Source organism: Microbacterium sp. USHLN186 (genome assembly GCF_037145155.1).
GTDB lineage: Bacteria > Actinomycetota > Actinomycetes > Actinomycetales > Microbacteriaceae > Microbacterium.
In genome coordinates, this window is the sequence record NZ_JBBCYA010000006.1 from 159,240 (window position 1) to 180,414 (window position 21,175).

Below are 21,175 nucleotides of genomic sequence, written 5' to 3' on the forward strand. Positions count from 1 at the left end.
TAGGACCACCCACCGACACCGGCTCAGACGAGGACGTCGGGGGAGGAGAGGCTGCGCCGCTCGGCCGCCTCGATCGCGCGCAGCGCCTTCTCGAGGTCCGACTCGTCGGCGCCGGCGGCACGCCGCAGGAACAGCGAGCGCTTGAAGCTCTCGCGCGCCTGCTCGTAGTCGTGCGCCTCATACGCGTTCTTGCCGTGGTGCTGGTGGGCGAACGCCGCGATGCCGGCCCAGCCCTGTCCCTCCGCCTCGTTGGCGCAGGTCGCCAGCTCCTGGGCGGCCGCCGCGTGCGCGCCGCGGTTCTGCAGCACGGTGGCGTGCAGCACCCGCGCGCGCAGCAGGTCCTTACGGGTGCCGGCCATGCGGGCCTGGCGCACGGCCTCGTCGGCGAGCTCGAGGGCTTCATCGAGCCGGTCGAGCACCTTCAGCAGCCACACCCGCTCGAGCAGCACCGGAAGGCTGCGCTGGTTCTCGATCTCGGCGAGGCGCCGCATGCACTCGCGTGCGTCGACCAGTTCACGAAGCGTGTCGGGGTCGTATCCCTGGATCAAATTCACGACTGCTGGCTCCTCTCCGCGACCGTCGTCCCAGTCTGCCCCGCCCGGCTGAGAACCGTTCGAGCCACGCCCTGCGACGGCCCAACCCGACGATCAGCGCAGGAAGATGCCGGCGTCCGGACGTGGAGAGGCCACGGCGTCGGCATCCGTCACCACCGCCGCACCCCGCGCGAACGCGGCGACCTCGGCGCCCTGCGCGATCTTCGCCGGATGCGGGCCGGCGGCCAGGATCCGCGGCAGCCATTCGGTCGGCAGCGCAGCCCGCGAGGCGGCGAGCACGAGGTTGCCGAAGCGGCGTCCCTTCAGCACCTGCGCGTCGGCCAGCAGCGCCACCTCGGCGAACACCGACATCGCGGTGGCGACCTGACGTCGCGCGAAGGCGAGACCGGGTCCGTCGGCGACGTTCACCAGCAGCACGCCGTTCGGCGCGAGCAGGTCGGCGATCTCGCGGTACAGCTCCACGCTGGTGAGGTGCGCGGGTGTCTGCGCGCCCGAGAAGACGTCCGAGACGACGAGGTCGCACTGGCCGCGCAGCGCGGGGGGCAGCCGGCGCAGGCCCGCGCGGGCGTCGCCGATGCGGATGCGGATGGCGCCGGCGCGCGGCAGCGGCAGGTTCTCGCGCACCAGCGCGACCAGCGGCTCCTCGAGCTCTATCACCTGCTGCCGCGAACCCGGACGGGTCGCCGCGATGTAGCGCGGCAGGGTGAGCGCCCCGGCTCCCAGATGCACGACGCTGAGCGGAGTGGATGCCGACTCGCCCAGCTGATCGATCACCGCGCCCATCCGCACGATGTACTCGAAGTGCAGGTGGGTGGGGTCGTCGAGGTCGACGTGGGACTGCGGCGTGCCGTCGACGATCAGCTCGAACCCGTTCGCGAACGCGCTGGGCGCGATCTCGGCGATCCCGCCGTGATCCAGGCGCGCCTGCGGGTTGGCGGCGTCCTGCGCCCGTGCTCGTCCCATCGTCCGAGCCTACCCAGCGCGGTCGGCGGGGGTCAGCGCCGCCCGCCCGAGCAGGTGTCCTGGGTGAGGTCGATGCCGCTGATCTGCTCCGACAGCACGGCGCGTTCGGATGCCGACGACGTGGGATCCGGTGAGCCGGGAGCCGCCGGCTCCTCCGGCGTCGCGCCCTCGTCCCCCTCGCCCTCGTCGCCTTCGCCGCCCTCGCCCTGCTGGTCGACCACGCCGCCGTGGTTGCTCGCCTTCCCCGTGATCTGCAGCGCAGCACCCGCGCGGATCGCCGCCCACATCGGCTCCGCGGCCTCCTCGTTCACCACCACGCGGTTGCGGTCGAAGGGGTCCTCGAGTGTGGGCAGCTGCAGGAACGCGAAGTCGTCGAACGGCACGTCCTTCATCGCCAAACCGAGCTGCGCGAGCCGCACCGGGTTCGCGAGCTCGTCGCTCGGGTCGACGTTGTCGGCTACGACGTTCGCCAGACGCAGCACCTTGGGCACGTCGGTGAGCGTCTCGCTGCTGAGGATCGTCCGCGCCAGCCGCGACATGTACTGCTGCTGGTTCGAGATGCGGGCCAGGTCGCTGCCGTCGCCGATGCCCTTGCGCACGCGGATGAACTGCAGCGCCTCGTACCCCGAGACGGTGCGCAGGCCGGGCTCCCAATCGATGTCGGTGTGCCGGTCGCGGATGCCGGTGCCGCCCACGCAGATCTCGACGCCGCCGATGGCATCCGTGATCTCCATCACTCCGTCGAAGCTCAGCTTCGCGGCGAAGCCGATGTCGACGCCGCTGATGCCGGTCACCGTCTTCGCCACGCACGACAGTCCGGCGCGTTCGAAGACGGTGTTGATCACCGCGCGCTGGGAGCCGGATGCCACCGTGCCGTCCTCCCGTGTGCAGTCCGGCACCTCGACGACCAGGTCGCGCGGCAGCGAGACGACGCTGACCCGGCGCGGCGCCGCGGACACGTGCACGAGCAGGTTGACGTCGTTGCGGATGCCGTCCTCATCGATGCAGCGCTCGCCGAGCTTCTGCGTCGACACGGCGCCGCACTCGTCGGTGCCCACCAGCAGCACGGCGAACTCGCCGGGGTATGCATCGAGCGAGGGCGCGGCGACCTTCGGCGCGTCCTCGAGCGTGACGGCGCCGTCACCCACCCGCATCGCGAGGTCGGCCGCGAGAAAGCCGCCGATGCCGAGCGCGGCGACCACCAGCACGCCCAGGCCGATGCCGAGCATCCGCATCACCGACCCGAACGCCGTCGGGCTGCGATGCGGGGCGTGCCGGGCGATGGGCCTGCGCTTCATGGCTCCCGACCCTACCGGGCGTACGGGGCGCGGTACTTGATACCGGATCGCAACCTGGGAAAGTTTGGTGATCATCGCGGCGGCTGAGTAGCGTCAAGGCATCATGTGCGGATGCAAAGGTGCATCCGATCCATGCGAAGAAGCGTTCACAGAGAGGTTCACCATGCACCAGAGCACCCGCAGGCGAGGCATCGCCCTGGCGGCCGGCGCGGTCGCCGCAGCCATGCTGCTGACCGGCTGCGTCGCCAGCCAGCGTGACGATGCGAAGGGCGACAAGGGGTCGGCCGATGTCGACAGCACCTTCGTCTTCGCCGCCTCATCCGACCCGCAGGGTCTCGACCCCGCGCTCGCGCAGGACGGCGAGACCTTCCGCGTCTCGCGTCAGATCTTCGAGGGTCTCGTCGGCACCAAGCCCGGCACCGCCGACCCCGCCCCGCTGCTGGCCGAGTCGTGGGAGTCGGCCGAGGACGGCATGAGCCACACCTTCACGCTGAAGACCGGCGTGAAGTTCCAGGACGGCACCCCGTTCAACGCCGAAGCCGTGTGCTTCAATTTCGAGCGCTGGTACAACTGGACCGACCTGCTCGCCTCTGAGGCGCTCGGCTACTACTACAACAAGCTGTTCCGCGGCTACGCGTCGAACCCGGCGGATGCCGTGTACAAGTCGTGCACGCCCGACGGCGATGACAAGGTCACGATCGAGCTGAACAAGCCGTTCGCCGGCTTCGTCGCCTCGCTGTCGCTGCCGGCGTTCAGCATGCAGAGCCCGTCGGCGCTGCAGGAGTTCAAGGCCGACGAGGTCGGCGGCACCGCCGCCGCACCCACGCTGTCGGAGTACGCCAAGGCGCACCCGGTGGGCACCGGCCCGTTCCAGTTCGACTCGTGGGCGCCCGGCGAGAACGTCACGCTCAAGGCCTACGACGACTACTGGGGCGAGAAGGGGCAGATCGAAGAGGTCATCTTCCGCGTCATCGACGACCCGACGGCGCGCCGCCAGGCGCTCGAGGCCGGCGACATCGACGGCTACGACCTGGTCGGTCCGGCCGACACCCAGGCCCTCGAGGAGAAGGGCTTCAACATGGTGTCGCGCAAGCCCTTCACGATCCTCTACCTCGGCTTCAACCAGGCCGTGCCCGAGCTGCAGGACCTCAAGGTGCGCGAGGCGCTCTCGCACGCCATCGACAAGGATGCGCTGATCAAGCAGGTCCTGCCGGAGGGCACCGAGAAGGCCACGCAGTTCGTGCCGCCGGTGGTCAACGGCTACAACAAGGACGTCACCACGTACGACTACGACGTCGATAAGGCGAAGTCGATGCTCGAGGAAGCCGGCTACACGGCCGACAAGCCGCTCACGCTGACCTTCAACTACCCGGTCAACGTGTCGCGGCCGTACATGCCCAACCCTGAGCAGATCTTCACCGTGCTGGCGAAGCAGCTCGAGCAGGCGGGTGTGAAGGTCAACCCGCAGACCGACGCGTGGAGCCCCGACTACCTGGAGCGCATCAGCAGCACGCCCGACCACGGCATCCACCTGCTGGGCTGGACGGGCGACTACAACGACACCGACAACTTCGTCGGCGTGTTCTTCGGTCAGAAGAGCGCGGAGTGGGGCTTCGACAACCCGGATCTGTTCGGCGAGCTGGCCGATGCCCGCGGTATCTCGAACATCGACGACCAGACGAAGGCGTACGAGCAGATCAACGAGGACGTCGCGGAGTTCATCCCCGGCGTGCCGCTGGCCCACCCGGCGCCGACGCTCGCGTTTGACGAGCGGGTGAAGAGCTACCCGGCGAGCCCCGTGAACGACGAGGTGTTCAACGAGATCGTCCTCACCAAGTAATGCCCGCCACGTCGTCCGCCCTCACTGGGTCCCTGAGCCTGTCGAAGGGCCAGTGAGGGCGGACGACGTGCCCTGACGGAGAACTTCGTGCTGCGAACCATCGGAAAGCGGCTGCTGCTGCTCATCCCCACCCTCTTCGGCCTCAGCATCCTGCTGTTCGCCTGGGTCCGTGCGCTCCCGGGCGGTCCTGCCGTGGCGCTGCTGGGCGAAAAGGCGACACCCGCGGCGGTCGAGCAGGTCAACGCCCTCTACGGCTTCGACCGGCCCCTCATCGAGCAGTACGTCACCTGGATCGGCCGGCTGCTGCAGGGCGACTTCGGGTCGTCGATCGTCACCTCCCGGCCGGTCGTCGAGGAGTTCTTCCGCCGCTTCCCGGCGACGATCGAGCTGAGCATCGCCGCGCTCATCTTCGCCGTCGGCGTCGGCATCCCGCTCGGCTACTGGGCGGCGCGCCGGCACGGACGCTGGAGCGACCACAGCGCCGTGATCTTCAGCCTGATCGGGATCACCATCCCGGTGTTCTTCCTGGCCTTCATCCTGAAGTACATCTTCGCTGTGCAGCTGGGCTGGCTGCCCTCCGACGGCCGGCAGAGCCCGCGCATCAACGCCACGCACGTCACCGGGTTCTACGTGTGGGACGGCCTCATCACCGGCGAGTTCGACGCCAGCTGGGACGCCATCCTGCACCTCGTGCTGCCGGCGCTCGCCCTCGGCACGATCCCGCTGGCGATCATCGTGCGCATCACCCGGGCCAGCGTGCTCGAGGTGCAGAACGCCGACTACGTCCGCACCGGCAAGGCCAAGGGCGTGGCATCCGGCACGCTGCGCAACAGGTTCATCCTGCGCAACGCCATGCTGCCGGTGATCACCACGATCGGCCTGCAGACCGGCCTGCTCATCTCGGGGGCGGTGCTCACCGAGACCGTGTTCGCGTACCCCGGCATCGGCTCGTTCCTCGCGCAGTCGATCTTCGCGCGCGACTTCCCGGTGCTGCAGGGCTTCATCATCTTCATCGCGATCGCGTATGCGCTGATCAACCTCGCCGTCGACGTGTCGTACAGCTTCATCGATCCGAGAGTGAGGGTCCAGTGATGAGCGCAGTGCTCCCACCCGCACAGGGCGGCGAGGTGCTCGACACCGTCGCCGTGACTCAGGCGGAGATGAAGGGCGGCGGCGGCTTCTGGAGCGACGTGCTGCGTCGCATCCGCCGGAACCCCGCAGCCTGGATCGGCGCGGTCATCGTGCTCCTCTTCCTGCTGGTCGCGGCGCTCGCGCCGGTGATCGCGCCCTACCCCGAGACGGCCCTGCCGGGCACCGAGTTCATCACGCCGACGAGCATCCCCGGCATCGGCGAGGTCGACGGCTTCCCGCTGGGTCTCGACCGCTTCGGCGGCGACGTGCTCTCCAAGCTCATCTGGGGTGCGCAGGCCTCGCTGCTGGTCGGCGTCGTCTCCACCGCGCTGGGTCTGGTGGGCGGCATGCTGCTCGGCCTGCTCGCCGGCACGTTCGGCGGCTGGGTGGACACGCTGATCATGCGCATCGTCGACATCATCCTCTCGGTGCCGAACCTGCTGCTCGCGGTGTCGATCGCCGCGATCCTGGGGCAGACGCCCTCGGCCGTGATGATCGCCATCGGCGCCTCGCAGGTGCCCATCTTCGCCCGGCTGCTGCGCGCGTCGATGCTGCAGCAGCGTTCGGCGGAGTACGTGCTCTCGGCGCAGACCCTCGGCCTGGGACGCGGGCGCATCACGATGTCGCATGTGCTGCCGAATGCGATCGGCCCGGTCATCGTGCAGGGCACGCTGACCCTGGCGACCGCGGTGATCGACGCGGCGGCCCTGTCGTTCCTCGGACTCGGCGGCGGACGCCCCGAGACGGCGGAATGGGGCCGGATGCTGACCTACGCGCAGAACGAGCTGGCGATCGCCCCGCAGCTGGCGTTCCTGCCCGGCATCTGCATCGCCGTGACCGCACTGGGCTTCACCCTGTTCGGCGAGGCCCTGCGTGAGGCGATGGACCCGAGGACGCGAGCGCGATGAGAGACGACGAGATGAACACCACCCGCCCGGATGCCGTCCGCGCCCCGCTGCTGCAGGTCTCCGGACTCGCGGTCGACTTCGGCACGATGGACGGCGTCGTGCACGCCGTGGAGGGCGTCGACCTCGAGATCGCCCCCGGAGAGACCGTCGCGATCGTCGGCGAGTCCGGCTCGGGCAAGTCCACCACCGCGATGGCCGTGATCGGACTGCTCGCCTCCGGCGGCCGGGTCGCCGCCGGCAGCATCGCCCTGGACGGCCGGGAGCTGGTGGGCATCTCGGAGGGGGAGATGCGCCGCATCCGCGGCCGCGACATCGGCATGGTGCCGCAGGATCCGATGTCGAACCTCAACCCCGTCGCGAAGATCGGCACCCAGGTCGCCGAGACGCTGCTCGCGCATGGCCTGGCCAACCGCGGCAACGTGCAGCAGAAGGTGGTCGAGGCGCTCAGCGCCGCCGGTCTGCCCGATCCCGAGCGCCGCGCCAAGCAGTACCCGCACGAGCTCTCCGGAGGTCTGCGTCAGCGGGCGCTGATCGCGATCGGTCTCGCCTGCCGGCCCCGCCTGCTGATCGCCGATGAGCCCACCAGCGCGCTGGATGTCACGGTGCAGCAGACGATCCTCGACCAGCTCGGCGAGATGACCCGCGAACTGGGCACCGCCGTGCTGCTGATCACCCACGACCTGGGCCTCGCCGCCGAGCGCGCGCAGCGCGTGGTGGTCATGCACCGCGGGCGCGTGGTCGAGCAGGGCCCGGCGCGGCAGATCCTCGAGGACCCCCAGCATCCGTACACGCAGAGTCTGGTGAAGGCGGCGCCGTCGATCGCCGCCGCGCGGCTGCAGCCCGAGGTGCACGAGGCCGCGGCGGGCGAGGCGACCGAGGACGCATCCCTGAGCCCGGCGAAGGACCACATCGTCGAGATCGAGGGCCTGCGCAAGGTCTACCCGATCCGCGGGCAGGCAGAGGACTTCGTCGCCGTCGACGACGTCTCGCTCGCGATCCCGCGGGGGCGGACGGTCGCGATCGTGGGGGAGTCCGGTTCGGGCAAGACCACCACCGCCCGGATGCTGCTCAAGCTCATCGAGCCGACCGCCGGCACGATCCGCTTCGAGGGGCGCGACATCGCGAAGCTCGATCGCGCGCAGTTGCGGGAGTTCCGTCAGCGCGTGCAGCCGGTGTTCCAGGACCCGTACTCCAGCCTGAACCCGATGTTCACGATCGAGCGGCTCATCGGCGAGCCGCTCGAGTTCTACAAACGCGGCAACCGCGCCGAGCGCCGCGCGCGCGTGCGCACGCTGCTCGACGACGTGGCACTGCCGCAGTCCATGCTGCAGCGCTACCCCTCCGAGCTCTCCGGCGGTCAGCGCCAGCGCGTGGCGATCGCGCGGGCGCTCGCGCTCTCGCCGGATCTCATGGTGTGCGACGAGCCGGTCTCAGCGCTGGACGTGCTCGTGCAGGATCAGATCCTCACGCTGCTGGGCGACCTGCAGAAGGAGTACGGCCTCAGCTACCTCTTCATCTCGCACGATCTCGCGGTGGTGCGACTCATCAGCGACTACGTCTGCGTGATGAAGGACGGTGCTCTGGTCGAGGCCGCGAGCTCCGAGGAGATCTTCACGAACCCGCGGGACCCGTACACGCGCCGACTTCTGGCATCCATCCCCGGCAACGAGCTCGGCATCGCCTCCTGACCAGAGAAGTCAGTCCCGCAGCCCCGGATCGCGCGCCCAGCGGGGGGCGAGCGCGCGCACCCGCAGCGCGCGCGCCTGCCACGACGCCCAGAGCACCGGCCAGAACAGGGCCGCGGCCGGGCCGTCGAAGGTGAGCCGGTCGCGCCACAGTGTGCGCCCCGGATGCCCGGGCAGCGGTGAGACCGCCATCTGGTGGTCCCACACATCCAGCGCCCCGAGCGGGCCGGTGAGCGGGATGCCGCTGTCGCGGAGGATGCGCACCCGACCAGCCGTCTCGTCGATCGTGCGTTCGCTGATGTGGATGAGCTGGGTGCCCACTGGGACGCGGCCGAACGCGGCCAGCCGCACCGGCACCTCGTCGCCGGGCGTCCAGCGCTGGGGAAGTCCGGCCGGCAGCAGGGGCTGCATCTGCAGCAGCGGCGCGTACAGCTCTCCGACCACCCGCGGCGAGTGCAGTGCACGCCAGGCGGTGTCGGCGTCGCAGTCGATGGAGAACTTCAGCACGATGCGCATGCTCCAGTGTCGCAGAGGGCGCCAATACCGCAGCATCCGGAATTGGTCAAGGATTCCGCTTGCCATGTCGTCGAATTCGCCCTATAGTTGGTAGTTGCGCTCGCTTCTCCGTGCCCTCATATGGTGGTCGGCATCCGTTGAGCTCTCGAGCGCGTTCTCCACCGACGTCTAGGAATCGACCAGCCCCTGCCCGGGCTCACGGAGGTTACTCCCTTGGCTGCTGCTCGCAACGCATCCACATCCACCACCAACAAGAACGGCCGCGGAGTCTCCCGCCTCTCGTTCGCCAAGATCTCCGACACGCTGACGGTCCCCGACCTGCTCGCGCTGCAGACCGAGTCCTTCGGATGGCTCGTCGGCAACGACGACTGGAAGGCGCGCGTGGCCGAGGCCAAGCAGGCCGGCCGCAGCGATGTCTCCGAGGTCTCGGGTCTGGGTGAGATCTTCGAGGAGATCTCCCCGATCGAGGACCTCGGCGAGACCATGCAGCTCTCGTTCACCAACCCGTACCTCGAGCCCGAGAAGTACTCGATCGACGAGTGCAAGGAGCGCGGCAAGACCTACGCCGCCCCGCTGTACGTCGAGGCCGAGTTCATGAACCACCTCACGGGTGAGATCAAGACCCAGACGGTCTTCATGGGCGACTTCCCGCTGCAGACCGACAAGGGCACGTTCATCATCAACGGCTCCGAGCGCGTCGTCGTCTCGCAGCTCGTGCGCTCGCCCGGTGTCTACTTCGACAAGACGCCCGACAAGACCAGTGACAAGGACATCGTCACCGCGCGCGTCATCCCCAGCCGCGGCGCCTGGCTCGAGTTCGAGATCGACAAGCGCGACCAGGTCGGCGTGCGCATCGACCGCAAGCGCAAGCAGTCCGTCACCGTCTTCCTCAAGGCGCTGGGTCTGACCAGCGAGGAGATCCTCGCCGAGTTCGCCGGCTTCCCCTCGATCGAGGAGACCCTGGCGAAGGACACCATCCTCACTCAGGAGGACGCGCTGCGCGACATCTACCGCAAGCTGCGTCCGGGCGAGCAGGTGGCCGCCGAGGCCGCGCGCTCGCTGCTGGACAACTTCTACTTCAACCCGAAGCGCTACGACCTGGCCAAGGTGGGTCGCTACAAGATCAACCAGAAGCTCGGCCTCGCAACCCCGCTCACCGACTCGGTGCTGACCCGCGACGACATCGTCGCGACCATCAAGTACCTCGTGCGCGTGCACCGCGGAGACGAGACGTTCGAGGGCATCCGCGGCGGCAAGACCACCGACATCCGCATCGCCACCGACGACATCGACAACTTCGGCAACCGTCGCATCCGCGCCGTCGGCGAGCTGATCCAGAACCAGGTCCGCACCGGCCTGTCGCGCATGGAGCGCGTCGTCCGCGAGCGCATGACCACGCAGGACATCGAGGCGATCACCCCGCAGACCCTGATCAACGTGCGCCCCGTCGTGGCCGCGATCAAGGAGTTCTTCGGCACCTCGCAGCTGTCGCAGTTCATGGACCAGAACAACCCGCTCGCGGGTCTGACCAACAAGCGTCGTCTGTCGGCCCTGGGCCCTGGTGGTCTCTCCCGCGACCGCGCCGGCGTCGAGGTGCGCGACGTGCACCCCTCGCACTACGGCCGCATGTGCCCGATCGAGACCCCGGAAGGCCCGAACATCGGTCTGATCGGTGCTCTCGCCACGTTCGCGCGCATCAACTCCTTCGGCTTCATCGAGACCCCGTACCGTCGCGTCGTCGACGGCGTGGTCACCGATGACATCGACTACCTGACCGCCGCTGAGGAGGTCGACTTCAACATCGCGCAGGCCAACGCGCCGCTCGATGCGAAGGGCCGCTTCAGCGAGGACCAGGTTCTCGCCCGTCCGCGTGGCGGCTCGGGTGAGGTCGACCTGTTCCTGCCCGAGGAGATCGGCTACATGGACGTCTCGCCGCGCCAGATGGTGTCGGTCGCCACGTCGCTGGTGCCGTTCCTCGAGCACGACGATGCGCAGCGCGCGCTCATGGGCGCCAACATGCAGCGTCAGGCCGTGCCGCTGCTGCGTTCGGACTCGCCGCTGGTCGGCACCGGTATGGAGGGCTACACCGCCATCGACGCCGGTGACGTCGTCACCGCGCAGAAGGCCGGCGTGGTCAGCGAGGTCTCGGCCGACCGCGTCGTCGTCATGCTCGACGAGGGCGGCACGCAGGAGTACCACCTGCGCAAGTTCGACCGCTCCAACCAGGGCACCTCCTACAACCAGCGCGTCATCGTCAGCGCCGGTGAGCGCGTCGAGGTCGGCGAGGTCATCGCCGACGGTCCCGCGACCGAGAACGGCGAGCTGGCGCTCGGCAAGAACCTGCTCGTCGCGTTCATGCCGTGGGAGGGCCACAACTTCGAGGACGCCATCATCCTCAGCCAGGAGCTGGTGAAGGACGACACCCTCTCGTCGATCCACATCGAGGAGTACGAGGTCGACGCCCGCGACACCAAGCTGGGCAAGGAGGAGATCACCCGTGATCTCCCCAACGTCAGCCCCGAGCTGCTGAAGGACCTCGACGAGCGCGGCATCATCCGCATCGGCGCCGAGGTTCGCCCCGGCGACATCCTCGTCGGCAAGGTCACCCCGAAGGGCGAGACCGAGCTGTCGGCCGAGGAGCGCCTGCTGCGCGCGATCTTCAACGAGAAGAGCCGCGAGGTGCGCGACACCTCTCTGAAGGTGCCGCACGGTGAGCAGGGCACGATCATCGCCGTCAAGGAGTTCGACGCCGAGGAGGGCGACGACGAGCTCGGCTCGGGCGTCAACCGCCGCGTCGTGGTCTACATCGCCCAGAAGCGCAAGATCACCGAGGGCGACAAGCTCGCCGGCCGTCACGGCAACAAGGGTGTCATCGCGAAGATCCTCCCCGTCGAGGACATGCCCTTCCTCTCCGACGGCACGCCGGTCGACGTGGTGCTCAACCCGCTCGGCATCCCGGGTCGAATGAACTTCGGCCAGGTGCTCGAGACCCACCTCGGCTGGATCGCCAAGCAGGGCTGGAAGATCGAGGGCAACCCGGAGTGGGCGGCGAAGCTGCCCGAGGAGGCCTACGACGTCGCCCCGAACACCAAGGTCGCGACCCCGGTGTTCGACGGCGCCAGCGAGTCCGAGATCTCGGGCCTGCTCGACTCGACCCGCGAGACCCGTGACGGCGTGCGCCTGATCGACCGCTCCGGCAAGACCCAGCTGTTCGACGGCCGCTCCGGCGAGCCGTTCCCGGCGCCCATCTCGGTCGGCTACATGTACATCCTGAAGCTGCACCACCTGGTCGACGACAAGATCCACGCACGTTCGACGGGTCCCTACTCGATGATCACCCAGCAGCCGCTCGGCGGTAAGGCGCAGTTCGGTGGACAGCGCTTCGGTGAGATGGAGGTGTGGGCGCTCGAGGCCTACGGCGCCGCATACGCGCTGCAGGAGCTGCTGACGATCAAGTCCGACGACATCCTCGGCCGCGTCAAGGTGTACGAGGCCATCGTCAAGGGCGAGAACATCCAGGAGCCCGGCATCCCCGAGTCCTTCAAGGTGCTCATGAAGGAGATGCAGTCGCTCTGCCTGAACGTCGAGGTCCTCTCGGCCGACGGCACCGCTGTCAACCTGCGAGACACCGACGACGAGGCCTTCCGCGCAGCGGAGGAGCTCGGCATCAACATCTCCAGCCGTTTCGAAGCCGCATCGATCGACGAGATCTGACCCTTCGACAAGCTCAGTGACCCATCGGGTCGCGACAGATTTTTTCTACACAGGAGAACTAGTGCTCGAATCAACCACTTTCGATGAGCTTCGAATCGGCCTGGCCACCGCTGACGACATCCGCGGATGGTCCTTCGGTGAGGTCAAGAAGCCCGAGACGATCAACTACCGCACGCTGAAGCCCGAGAAGGACGGCCTCTTCGGCGAGCAGATCTTCGGCCCCTCCCGCGACTGGGAGTGCGCCTGTGGCAAGTACAAGCGCGTCCGCTTCAAGGGCATCGTCTGCGAGCGCTGCGGCGTGGAGGTCACCAAGAGCTCCGTGCGCCGTGAGCGCATGGGTCACATCGAGCTGGCCGCCCCCGTGACGCACATCTGGTACTTCAAGGGTGTGCCGTCGCGTCTGGGCTACCTGCTCGACATGGCGCCGAAGGACCTCGAGAAGGTCATCTACTTCGCCGCCTACATGGTGATCTCGGTCGACGAGGACGCGCGCCACCGCGACCTCGCCACGCAGGAGAACAACATCCGGCTCGAGCTGAAGACGCTCGGCGACCGTCGCGACGCGAAGATCGCAGAGCGCATGGCCAAGCTGGAGGAGGAGCTCGCCGCTCTCGAGGCGGAGGGTGCCAAGGCCGACGCCAAGAAGAAGGTCAAGGACGCCGCCGAGAAGGAGATGTCCCAGATCCGCAAGGGCGCCGACGAGGCGATCGCGCGGCTCGAGCGCGTGTGGGAGGACTTCCGCACGCTCGAGGTGGGCGTGCTGCGTCCCGAGGACGACGTGTTCCACGAGCTGCAGGACCGCTTCGGTCAGTACTTCGAGGCGCACATGGGTGCCGAGGCGATCAAGCGCCGCCTCGAGACCTTCGACCTGAAGGCCGAGTCCGAGAGCCTGCACCTGCAGATCTCCGAGGGCAAGGGCCAGCGCAAGATCCGTGCGATCAAGCGCCTGACCGTCGTCAACTCGTTCCTCGAGACCGGCATGAGCCCGGCCGCGATGGTGCTCGACGTCGTTCCGGTGATCCCGCCGGAGCTGCGTCCGATGGTCCAGCTCGACGGTGGCCGCTTCGCCACCAGCGACCTGAACGACCTGTACCGCCGCGTGATCAACCGCAACAACCGTCTGCGTCGTCTGATCGACCTCGGGGCTCCCGAGATCATCGTCAACAACGAGAAGCGGATGCTGCAGGAGGCCGTCGACGCACTGTTCGACAACGGCCGCCGCGGGCGTCCCGTCACGGGCACCGGCAACCGCGCCCTGAAGTCCCTCAGCGACATGCTGAAGGGCAAGCAGGGTCGCTTCCGCCAGAACCTGCTCGGCAAGCGCGTCGACTACTCGGGCCGTTCGGTCATCGTCGTCGGCCCGCAGCTGAAGCTGCACCAGTGCGGTCTGCCCAAGCAGATGGCACTCGAGCTGTTCAAGCCGTTCGTGATCAAGCGCCTGATCGACCTCGGTCACTCGCAGAACATCAAGGCCGCCAAGCGTGCCGTCGAGCGCACCCGTCCCGAGGTCTGGGACGTGCTCGAGGAGATCATCCGCGAGCGTCCGGTGCTGCTCAACCGCGCGCCCACGCTGCACCGCCTCGGCATCCAGGCCTTCGAGCCGCAGCTCGTCGAGGGCAAGGCCATCCAGCTGCACCCGCTCGTCTGCGCGGCGTTCAACGCCGACTTCGACGGTGACCAGATGGCCGTGCACCTGCCGCTGTCGGTTGAGGCGCAGGCCGAGGCGCGCGTGCTGATGCTCGCCTCGAACAACATCCTCAAGCCGTCGGACGGCCGCCCGGTCACCCTGCCCTCGCAGGACATGATCATCGGTCTGCACCACCTGACCACGGTCAAGGAGGGCGCTGCCGGTGAGGGTCGTGCGTTCGGCTCGGTCTCCGAGGCGATCCTGGCCAAGGACGAGGGCACCCTCGACCTGCAGGCGAAGATCCGCATCCGCATCCCGGGTCTGACCTTCCTCGAGGGCGAGGCCCCCGAGGGCTACGAGCGCCACGGTCTCGTCGACGCGTCGCTCGGTCAGGCGATCTTCAACGACGCGCTGCCGAAGGGCTACCCCTTCGTGCGCGGCGTGGCCGACAAGGGCAAGCTGTCGCAGATCGTGAACAAGCTGGCCGAGGAGTACCCCAAGGTCGAGACGGCCGCCACGCTGGACCGCATCAAGGATGCCGGTTTCCACTGGGCGACCCGCTCGGGTGTCACCGTCGCGCTCAGCGACATCCTCACCCCGCCGAACAAGGCCGAGATCGTCGCCGGCTACGAGAAGCAGGCCGCGAAGGTCCAGTCCCAGTACGACAAGGGTCTGACCACCGACGCCGAGCGCCGTCAGGAGCTCATCAAGATCTGGACCGAGGCGACCGACGAGGTCCAGGCCGCGATGCGCGAGAACTTCCCCGAGGACAACACCATCAACCGCATGGTGTCGTCGGGTGCTCGTGGTAACTGGCTGCAGATCCGCAACATCGCGGGTATGCGCGGTCTGGTGAACAACCCCAAGGGTGAGATCATCCCGCGTCCGATCATCTCCTCGTACCGCGAGGGTCTGTCGGTGGCGGAGTACTTCATCGCCACGCACGGTACCCGTAAGGGTCTGGCCGACACCGCGCTGCGCACCGCCGACTCGGGTTACCTGACCCGTCGTCTGGTGGACGTGTCGCAGGACGTCATCATCCGCGAGCAGGACTGCGGCACGTCGAAGGGCCTCGAGCTCCCGATCGCCGCGCCGAACTCGCAGGGTGTGCTGGTGCGCGACCCGAACGTCGAGAACTCGGTGTTCGCCCGCACGCTGGCATCCGACGCGGTCAACGAGGCCGGCGAGGTCATCGCCTCCGCCGGTGACGACGTGGGCGACGTGCTGATCGACAAGCTGGTCGAGGCCGGCGTCGAGACGATCAAGGTCCGCTCCGTGCTGACCTGCGACTCGGCTGTCGGTGTCTGCGCGCAGTGCTACGGCCGTTCGCTCGCGACCGGAAAGACCGTCGACATCGGCGAGGCCGTCGGCATCATCGCCGCGCAGTCGATCGGTGAGCCCGGTACCCAGCTGACGATGCGCACCTTCCACACCGGTGGTTCGGCCTCGGCCGACGACATCACCCAGGGTCTGCCGCGTGTGCAGGAGCTCTTCGAGGCCCGCACCCCGAAGGGCGCCTCCCCGATCGCCGAGGCCGACGGCCGCATCACGATCGAGGAGACCGAGAAGGCCAAGAAGGTCATCCTCACGCCCGACAACGGCGACGAAGAGGTGGTCTACCCGGTGCTGAAGCGTGCAACGCTTCTCGTCGAGGACGGCCAGCACGTCACCGTCGGTCAGCCCCTGCAGGTCGGCACGCTCGACCCGAAGGAGGTCATGCGCGTCATGGGTGCCCGCGAGGTGCAGAAGTACCTCGTCGGCGGCGTGCAGGGCGTGTACCGCTCGCAGGGTGTGCCGATCCACGACAAGCACATCGAGGTCATCGTGCGCCAGATGCTGCGCAAGGTCACCGTGGTCGACCACGCTGACACGACGCTGCTGCCGGGTGAGATGGTGGACTCGAAGCGCTACCAGCAGATCAACCGCGAGGCCGTGGCCGAGGGCAAGCGCCCCGCGTCGGGCCGCCCGGAGCTGATGGGTATCACGAAGGCGTCGCTCGCGACCGAGTCGTGGCTGTCGGCCGCGTCGTTCCAGGAGACGACCCGCGTGCTCACGCAGGCCGCCATGGAGGGCAAGCGCGACCCGCTGGTCGGTCTCAAGGAGAACGTCATCATCGGTAAGCTCATCCCGGCCGGAACCGGTCTGTCGAAGTACCGCAACATCACGGTCGAGGCGACGGAAGAGGCCAAGAGCGAGCGCTACCCGAACCGGATCTTCGCATCCGACGGGGCGTACGCCGATGGCGACTTCGGCTACGTCGACTTCGACGCGTTCTCGACGGACGACATCACCCCCGGCACCTACAACTGATCCTGGTGTGATCTCGGAACGGCCCCGGCCCCTCTTCGGAGGGCCGGGGCCTTTCCCGTCCCCCGGCCCTCTTCCCCCCGGGAATACCGCTTCTCGCTCCGGTATGACTTTCTGCCGCTTCGACGCGCTTCCGGCAGCACGAACTCATACCGGAACCAGTGGCGGGTGCGCGGCGGGACCGGCGGGCGGGTCGGCCGGCGGTCAGCCCCAGAGCGACGCGATGATGCTCGAGGTGTAGCCGCTCGGGGCGAGGTTCGAGTAGCGGGTGTCGATGAGCAGGTCGTCGCGCCAGAAGAGGGTGCGCCCGTCGGTGACGGGGTACTGCTCGTTGTCCCAGGTCTTCTCGCACCGCGTGCCGCCGTCGGGCGTGAAGCAGGTGAAGCCCTCCGCCTCTGCGAGCTCGTTCAGCATGTCGAGCGCAGGGCCGCGGCTCATGCGGGAGATGGTCGTGGTGAGCCCGGTGGTGTCCGCGCGCGGATCGCCCCAATTGCACTGCAGGGAGCCGTCCGCGAGCACGCCGCTCGGCCCGAAGGCTTCGTCGTTCAGCGGCACGCCGTCGAGCTGCGCGAGGACGTCCGGCGAGAGGATCGCTCGGCAGTCCGTGGGCAGCGGCAGCGGCTTCGTGGTCGGTGTCGGGCTGGGCGTCGGGTGCGCCGAAGCGGTGGGCGAGGACGACGGCTCGCCGGCATCCGCGGACGCGCTCACCGGCGGAGACGCGCTCGGCTTCCCGCCGCCGGGTGCGCACCCCGAGAGCAGGCCGACGGATGCAAAGATGAGCGCGACTGCCGCGCCGACGCGGAGCTTCATGCCCTCACAGTAGGACCGCAGTTCGGGCGCCGGCGGAGCCGCGCCGCGCTCACACCCCCGCCCGCCCGCCCCCGAGGAAACCCGCCCCTCGTTCCGGTATGAGTTTCTGCCGCGTCGACGCGCTCCAGGCGGCACGAACTCATACCGGAGCGAGTAGCGGTGCTCGGCGGCGGGGGAGGAAGAAGGTGGTGGGCGCCGGGGGGCGCTGGGGCGGTATTCTCACGACATGGGTGCGAATGCGAGTGCCGTTGTGATCGGCGATGCGTTGATCGATGAGATCCGGGATGCCGCAGGCGTCCGCGAACTGGTCGGCGGAGCCGCGCTGAACGTCGCTGTCGGCCTGCGGCGACTGGGCGTCGAGACCACGCTGATCGCGATGGTCGGCGACGACGATGCCGGCGCGCACATCCGCGGGTACCTGCAAGATCACGGCGTGCGTCTGATCGACAGTCCGTCGCCGCTGGGCTCGTCCCGAGCGGTGGTGACCTGGTCGCCGAGCGGCGAGCCGCAGTACGTCTTCAACGAAGCGGCGCAGGCACGCAGCATCCGGTACGGCGACGAGGCGCGCGCGGCCATCGCCGCGGCCGGCGTCGTCGCGATCAGCTGCTTCCCCTTCGACGTCCCCGCTGAGGTCGACGCGCTCGTCGACGCGCTGGGGGACGCCCGCGTCGCGATCGACCCGAACCCGCGCACCGGGATGATGCGCGATGTCGACGAGTTCGTGCGCGGCTTCGAGCGGCTGGCCGCGCGGTCCTCGCTGGTCAAGGTCGGCGCGGACGACGCGGCCCTGCTCTACGACGGCGACCTCGACGCGCTGCGCGCCCGGTTGCGCGGAGCGGGAGTGAACGCCGTGCTCGCCACGGCCGGTGCGGACGGTGCGGTGCTGGAATCGGATGCGGGCACCTTCCGCGCCCCGATCGCGAGCCTGCCCGGCCGGGTCGTCGACACCGTCGGCGCGGGGGATGCCACGCTTGCGGCCGTCGCCGCCGGGCTGTCGCAGGGGGAGCCGGAATCGGATGCCGAATGGCAGGAGCTGCTGGATCACGCGATGCTCGTCGCCGCCGCGACCTGCCGCGCGGCGGGTGGCCTGCTGCACACCCCGGAGTCGGTGCACGAGGAGGAGCGGGGCGTCTTCGGCAGCTGACCGCTCGATTTCTCGTGACCGACGCGGACGAGTATGCTTGATCTTCGCGCCCCCGGTTGGCTGAGAAAGCCGGACGGGTGTGCACTGGCAAGTTGCCCGAGCGGCCAAAGGGAGCTGACTGTAAATCAGCCGCGTAAGCTTCGGGGGTTCGAATCCCTCACTTGCCACAAGAGGGCCATTCCCGGATCTCGAGGATTTTGTTCTCGTATCTCGGAATCCCAGGTCAAACGAAGAAAGCCGCCGGAATCCCGGCGGCTTTCTGCGTCGAACCCTGATTCCAGCGACTCGAAGAGGACGCTCGTTGAACTCCGCTCGCGCCCATCACGGCTGCTGATTCCCCACAGAATCTTCACCTGCTTGCGCCGGGAACAAGGTGTGAGCCTTCGCTGCGGATACCTGTCAGCGCGCTTCCCGGAAGACCTCGATAGCCGCCAACGCTGCGATTTCATCGGGGAAGGGGCCGGGAACGTTGATGATGATTTCGTCGAAGAGTGTGACTTCTCCATGCCAGCTATCGGGTTCGACTGCGTCCAGCACGGTGTGATGCTGCCCGACGCGCACATCGACACGGAGCAGGCAAACTTCTTCGCTCAATTGGTCGAGTCTCGCTGAGCGCACCCGACAGCTTTCGGTAGGAGAGGTCGAGTCAAACATCGCCTTCCTAGCTGCTGAGCGGCCAATAGCGCAGGGCGTTCTGCGTCCGCTTCATCGGCAGACGATGCCCGTGTGCGCCGACAACCTCGTCGAAGAGTGGCCCTTCGGTGACGGCGCGAACACGGAACGCGACATCGTTGATACTTCTTCCAGTCTTGGACTTGCGAGGAGGAGCTTTCACCCAGGAATCTTCGACGATCTCGAACAGTGCACGGGTGACGCCCTCGTGGACCGCGACGACGTGGCGGATGCCGCGTCGTTCGATGGTACGAGGGCTGATGGACCACCAGCCCCGCACCGATTCCCCGATCTCGTCGAAGACGGTCACACGGATCGCCGACTCTCGCCACTCGGGTTTGTAGCCGGCGAACGTGCGCCGCTCACCCTCGGGCATGAAGTGGTCAGGATCATCGTTCTCGCCGTTGAGAGTGATGAGTAGGAGCGGCTCTGAGGTCGCAAGCTCGGGGGCGGCATACTCGTCAACGATGGACTGGAGGGAGCGGATGCCGTGCCCCCGCGCCTGCTCGCGTCGCGCGTTCGTCAGCTGCCCGGGCATGTTCAGTGGCGCGTGAGGGAGAGAGCCGACGGGGACGCTCATCAGCAAGTCGATGACAGCCGCTTCAACGGCGGTGTACTCGCTCGTTCCCGACATCCCATGCCGAATGATCCAGACTTCCGGCCTCTGGCCGGCGTCGATAATCTCGCGAATCAGGCGACGCTTTCGCGGTTGCTCTTCGTCGTCAGCACCATCCTCCTCCGGTGTGAGGGCGTCTGCGAAGTGGCTGTCGAATCGGAGGCCCTGCCCTTTCCCGGCATAGAAGGGTGTGCGGTCCCGGGGGTCGATGAGCAGGTAGACGTACGTCTTCAGCTCGCTGGCAACCTGCATCAGAATCTTGTTATCGGTGACACTCACCATCTGATCTTGGCACCGCGGTTCTGCGAACAGCGATAAGGGTCGCTCCGCTCTCGCCGCGGGACGAGAGTTCCCCGGTAGCGTGGGGTGGTGCACCGCCACGCACGTGCACGGGAGGTCTAATGTTCGACGCTCATGTTCTGAAGGTGCTCATCGCATCACCCTTCGACGCTCGCGCGTTTCGTGACAGCGTGGAGCAGTCACTGCACACGTGGAACACGGACCGCGCGGAAGCTTCGTCGGTGATCCTGTTGCCGCGGCGATGGGAGAGCGGCGCTGTTCCCGAGCTCACGGGCGAGGACGGGCAGTCGGTGATTAATCATCAGCTGGTCGACGACGCTGACATCATCGTCGGGGTGTTCAGCGAGACCCTTGGGTCAGCGACTCCGCGTGCCGCGTCCGGGACGGCGGAGGAGCTGGAGCGTGCACGTGACGCGGGGAAGCCGGTCCATGTGTTCTTCAGCGCCATGCCCATCGGTAGAGACCATGACCGGAAACAGCTCGCAGCCCTGGACGCGTTTAAGAAGTCGCTCCAGAAGATCGGGCTGTATGGGACATTCGACACGGCCGGTGACCTCGAGAAGAAGGTCCGCGCGGCTGTCGAGCATGACATCAGCGGGCTTGGTCTGGGCGACCCCGCGGTGCGAAGTGCGGGAGGGGCGGAACTGGCAGGTCACTACAAGCGCGACCGGGAACCGGATAGCAAGGGCCGCATGCACACTCGTCGAGAGCGGATCGAGATTGTGAACTCCGGAACGGCAGCGGCTGAGGATGTCAAGATCACGCTCACGCCCCTCGACGGGGACCTGGCAGCCCCGTCAATGCACAACGTTGACGTGCCTTTCACTGTGCCCGCGAACGGCGGCGTGTACACCGTGCCCATTCTCGCCTTCGCCGGCACCGCGAACCACGTTCGCGTGGACTTCTCTTGGACAGAGAATGGCAAGGAGAGAACGAGCTCGCATTCTCTGTCGCTCATCTGACGGCATCCTCGGCCGTGTGGACCATTTCCTCGCCCCTCGCATCTCCGATCTCTCTGACAGGATCCGTGCATGAGCTCAGTAGCCCTTGAGTCTTCGTTGATCTCTCGGGTTGTCGCCGGGCCGAGATC

The 21,175-nt window shown here is 67.9% G+C and carries 15 protein-coding genes and 1 tRNA gene; 9 read left to right on the top strand and 7 right to left on the bottom strand.

Annotated features, from left to right (window positions below; translation table 11 throughout):
* Window positions 1-23: 23 nt before the first annotated feature.
* From WFG93_RS12575 to WFG93_RS12585, 3 genes are all read right to left on the bottom strand, one after another.
* Window positions 24-554, bottom strand: coding sequence for a hypothetical protein (locus WFG93_RS12575; RefSeq protein WP_336646675.1), 531 nt, complete (start codon window positions 552-554; stop codon window positions 24-26).
* A gap of 93 nt (window positions 555-647) precedes the next feature.
* Window positions 648-1,517, bottom strand: a complete 870-nt coding sequence (locus tag WFG93_RS12580; protein ID WP_336646676.1) for a spermidine synthase — start codon at window positions 1,515-1,517, stop codon at window positions 648-650.
* A gap of 32 nt (window positions 1,518-1,549) precedes the next feature.
* Complete coding sequence (locus tag WFG93_RS12585; RefSeq protein ID WP_336646677.1) at window positions 1,550-2,815, bottom strand: LCP family protein; 1,266 nt, start codon at window positions 2,813-2,815, stop codon at window positions 1,550-1,552.
* A 163-nt stretch (window positions 2,816-2,978) separates the two neighbouring features.
* Here WFG93_RS12585 and WFG93_RS12590 point away from each other — a divergent pair, with 163 nt between their 5' ends.
* The 4 genes from WFG93_RS12590 to WFG93_RS12605 all read left to right on the top strand — a co-directional run bounded on the left by WFG93_RS12590 (window position 2,979) and on the right by WFG93_RS12605 (window position 8,382).
* Window positions 2,979-4,655 carry an ABC transporter substrate-binding protein gene (locus WFG93_RS12590; RefSeq protein ID WP_336646678.1) on the top strand — a complete coding sequence of 559 codons (1,677 nt, stop codon included), beginning with the start codon at window positions 2,979-2,981 and terminating at the stop codon, window positions 4,653-4,655.
* Between the two features lie 87 nt (window positions 4,656-4,742).
* Window positions 4,743-5,747 (top strand): ABC transporter permease, encoded by a 1,005-nt coding sequence (locus WFG93_RS12595; protein WP_336646679.1) that lies wholly within the window; start codon window positions 4,743-4,745, stop codon window positions 5,745-5,747.
* The gene (locus WFG93_RS12600) at window positions 5,747-6,694 is read left to right on the top strand and encodes an ABC transporter permease (RefSeq protein ID WP_336646680.1); all 948 of its coding nucleotides are present in this window, start codon (window positions 5,747-5,749) and stop codon (window positions 6,692-6,694) included. Before WFG93_RS12595 ends, WFG93_RS12600 begins: the two co-directional genes overlap by 1 nt.
* Complete coding sequence (locus WFG93_RS12605; protein ID WP_336646681.1) at window positions 6,691-8,382, top strand: ABC transporter ATP-binding protein; 1,692 nt, start codon at window positions 6,691-6,693, stop codon at window positions 8,380-8,382. Before WFG93_RS12600 ends, WFG93_RS12605 begins: the two co-directional genes overlap by 4 nt.
* 9 nt (window positions 8,383-8,391) lie before the next feature.
* Here the strand turns inward: WFG93_RS12605 and WFG93_RS12610 are convergent, their stop codons facing one another.
* Window positions 8,392-8,895 (bottom strand): hypothetical protein, encoded by a 504-nt coding sequence (locus WFG93_RS12610; RefSeq protein WP_336646682.1) that lies wholly within the window; start codon window positions 8,893-8,895, stop codon window positions 8,392-8,394.
* 213 nt (window positions 8,896-9,108) lie between these two features.
* Between WFG93_RS12610 and rpoB the strand changes: the two genes are divergently transcribed.
* Entirely contained in the window at window positions 9,109-12,609 is a 3,501-nt protein-coding gene (gene rpoB / locus WFG93_RS12615) for a DNA-directed RNA polymerase subunit beta (protein ID WP_336646683.1), read from the top strand.
* A 61-nt stretch (window positions 12,610-12,670) separates the two neighbouring features.
* Entirely contained in the window at window positions 12,671-16,546 is a 3,876-nt protein-coding gene (rpoC, locus tag WFG93_RS12620; protein WP_336646684.1) for a DNA-directed RNA polymerase subunit beta', read from the top strand.
* Between the two features lie 201 nt (window positions 16,547-16,747).
* Here the strand turns inward: rpoC and WFG93_RS12625 are convergent, their stop codons facing one another.
* Window positions 16,748-17,353 (bottom strand): hypothetical protein, encoded by a 606-nt coding sequence (locus tag WFG93_RS12625; RefSeq protein WP_336646685.1) that lies wholly within the window; start codon window positions 17,351-17,353, stop codon window positions 16,748-16,750.
* Between the two features lie 226 nt (window positions 17,354-17,579).
* Here WFG93_RS12625 and WFG93_RS12630 point away from each other — a divergent pair, with 226 nt between their 5' ends.
* On the top strand, window positions 17,580-18,497 hold the full coding sequence (locus WFG93_RS12630) for a PfkB family carbohydrate kinase (protein WP_336646686.1): 918 nt from the start codon (window positions 17,580-17,582) through the stop codon (window positions 18,495-18,497).
* Between the two features lie 86 nt (window positions 18,498-18,583).
* Window positions 18,584-18,664 (top strand) — tRNA-Tyr (locus WFG93_RS12635).
* A gap of 232 nt (window positions 18,665-18,896) precedes the next feature.
* Here the strand turns inward: WFG93_RS12635 and WFG93_RS12640 are convergent.
* Together WFG93_RS12640 and WFG93_RS12645 are read right to left on the bottom strand one after the other, a co-directional pair.
* Window positions 18,897-19,151 (bottom strand): hypothetical protein, encoded by a 255-nt coding sequence (locus tag WFG93_RS12640; protein ID WP_336646687.1) that lies wholly within the window; start codon window positions 19,149-19,151, stop codon window positions 18,897-18,899.
* Between the two features lie 7 nt (window positions 19,152-19,158).
* On the bottom strand, window positions 19,159-20,064 hold the full coding sequence (locus WFG93_RS12645; protein ID WP_336646688.1) for an LEM-3-like GIY-YIG domain-containing protein: 906 nt from the start codon (window positions 20,062-20,064) through the stop codon (window positions 19,159-19,161).
* A 122-nt stretch (window positions 20,065-20,186) separates the two neighbouring features.
* Here WFG93_RS12645 and WFG93_RS12650 point away from each other — a divergent pair, with 122 nt between their 5' ends.
* Window positions 20,187-21,047 (top strand): DUF4062 domain-containing protein, encoded by an 861-nt coding sequence (locus WFG93_RS12650; RefSeq protein WP_336646689.1) that lies wholly within the window; start codon window positions 20,187-20,189, stop codon window positions 21,045-21,047.
* The last annotated feature ends 128 nt before the right edge of the window (window positions 21,048-21,175 follow it).